The organism is Campylobacter concisus (assembly GCF_002914005.1).
GTDB lineage: Bacteria > Campylobacterota > Campylobacteria > Campylobacterales > Campylobacteraceae > Campylobacter_A > Campylobacter_A concisus_N.
Window position 1 is genome coordinate 1 of the sequence record NZ_POZU01000046.1, and the last position, 2,499, is coordinate 2,499.

The 2,499-nt window shown below is 34.9% G+C and carries 2 protein-coding genes; both read left to right on the forward strand.

Features of this window, described 5'->3' with window-relative positions; genetic code table 11:
* The first annotated feature begins 203 nt into the window (after window positions 1-203).
* Window positions 204-2,150, forward strand: coding sequence for a TonB-dependent receptor domain-containing protein (locus tag CYP54_RS05420; RefSeq protein ID WP_103604481.1), 1,947 nt, complete (start codon window positions 204-206; stop codon window positions 2,148-2,150).
* Between the two features lies 1 nt (window position 2,151).
* Window positions 2,152-2,499 (forward strand): transcription antitermination factor NusB (locus tag CYP54_RS10140; protein WP_275935944.1); only part of this gene is annotated, 348 nt, incomplete at its 3' end.

Genomic DNA, 2,499 nt, shown 5'->3' on the forward strand with positions numbered 1-2,499 from the left:
AGCTAATACCGCTGCTTTGCTTAAAAAACTCTACGCTTATTTGTTTTTCCTTTTGAGATATCTTTCTCGTTCCATATTTTTTGTCTAAATTTATCATTTTATCCCTCAAGCGTTAAATTTAATCCCTTTAACGTTACGTATGATATTGATAACGATTATTTAATTTTAGTAAAATGTGCATTAAATTTTTATAAGGAGTTTTTGTGAAAAGTGCATTAAAAATTTCTATTTGTGCGGCAATTTTTATAAATTTACCGCTTTTTGCAAATGAAGATAAGGTTCTACCAGAAGTTAAAGTAGTGAGTGCTACAGGATTTGAGCAAAATATCAAAGATGCACCAGCGACGCTTAGCGTTATAACTAAAGAGGCATTAGAAAAGAAAAACCATAAAGATATCGAGAGCATGACAAAGGATATCCCAAGTCTTTTTGGAACGACTCCCGAAGCGGCAAATAGACGAGGAATTTCTATACGTGGATTCTCTCCAAGATTTACTAAAATTTTAGTAAATGGCATGCCAGTACCAGGCGATAACGCCTATAAAGGGCTTAGAAGCGTTGGAGGCTCATATAGTTTCATTCCGCCAGCAAGTGCGATAAGTCGTATCGAAGTGATACGTGGACCTATGAGCTCGCTTTATGGAAGTGACGCGTTAGGTGGAGTTATAAATATCATTACAGATGAGTTTAGTAATGAATTTGGTGCAAATCTTGGCTCAAGCTATAAATTTGCTAGAAATAAAAATATAAGCGGCGAGTTTTACAATAGCCTTTATTTGCACTCTGGACTAATTGACAATGTTTTAAGTGTTTCTGTTTATGGTAAAAATTTAAATAAATCAGAAGATAAAATTTCTTATGCAAATAGAGAGCAAAAAGATAGAAATTTTGGCGCAAAGCTCTTTTTTAGACCAAATGAAAATAATGATCTTATACTTGAGCTTGCAAGAAGCGATGTAAAATATAAAAGAACTAAAGGCAAAACACTATCAACTGGTACCAACTCAGTTGCTAGCGAGAGAATAAAGGGCGATGTGATAAATTTAAGCCACGAAGCAAGGCTTGATAATATCTTGCTTCAAAGCTATTTATCTTACGGCAAGATAAAAGAGATAGCACAACAAAATTTGACGCTAAAGACTCTAAACTTTGATACAAAAGGCTCATATTTTACCGATAATAATGCTTTTACATTAGGACTAAATGCTAAAAAAGAAAAGCTTGATGAAAAGGCCACCACGGCAGATGCGGCAAATGTAAAAAGATATGATGTTTCACTTTACGGCGAAGATGATTATCATCTTACAAAAGATTTTATCTTAAGTACTGGTATTCGCTATAACTACGATGAGAACTATGGCTCGCACGTTTCACCAAGAATTTATGGCATCTATAGCTTAAACGACTTTTTTGCCTTAAAGGGTGGAGTTAGCACAGGTTATGCGACTCCCGATATCAAGCAGCGAACACAAGATCTTGCATTGCCATTTGCTGGAGGACGTGGAGCACAGCTTGGTAGAAGCAGCCTTAAGCCAGAGACAAGCGTAAGCTATGAATTTGGTGGCGTTTATAATAATAATGAAGGTTTTGAAACGTCTTTAACTGGCTTTTACACAAGTTTTAAAGATATGTTAAGCTATAGCCCTATCTGCTCAAGAGGCAGCGTTTGTATACATAAAGGTAAAATTTATCCAAATGGTATTTGGGAGAGTATAAATATCGGCAAGGCTGAAATTTATGGAGTTGAGCTAACAAATGAGTGGCAGGTGACAAATGCTCTTAGACTAAATCAAAGCTATGTTTATACAAAATCAAAACAAAAAGATGGATCAGAAGTTGGCAAAAGCTTAAACAACTATCCGCTTCATACATTTAAATTTGGAGCGAACTACGAGCTAAATAGATGGCTAAATTTCTGGTCACAGATAAATTATTATGGTAGAACTAAAAACTCATTTAGCTATGCTGATGATATGAGAGCTTATGTGATCGCAGATCTTGGCATAAATTACAATGTAACTAAAAATTTCAGCCTAAACTTAAGCGTTTATAATCTCTTTAACGAGTTTTTTACGACAAGATCAGGCAGATACGATATCTTAATAGTCGATGGACAAAAGATCGAGCTTGGTTTTAATCTAAAGTTTTAAAATGTTTAAAATTTGGCGGAAATTTCACTTAATTTTAGCTCTTATATTTGCTTTGCCACTTTTGATAATCTCAGTTAGTGGAGCGATTATTTCGTATCACGATGAGATAATTGAGGCTTTTAGCAAAGATGAGATAGACATAGCAACTAATAAAAGTGCTTTAAAAATAGATGAAATTTTAAAGCAATATCTAAAAGACGGCGATTTTAGCAAAGTTGGCGGGACTGAGCTTGCCATTCTTAGACTTGGGCTTTATGAGATGAAATTTAGCCAAACTGATAAGGCTGTCATCATAAACGAAGCGATCGAGCTTGCGAAAGAACTTGGAAGTGATCAGGCACCAAAATTT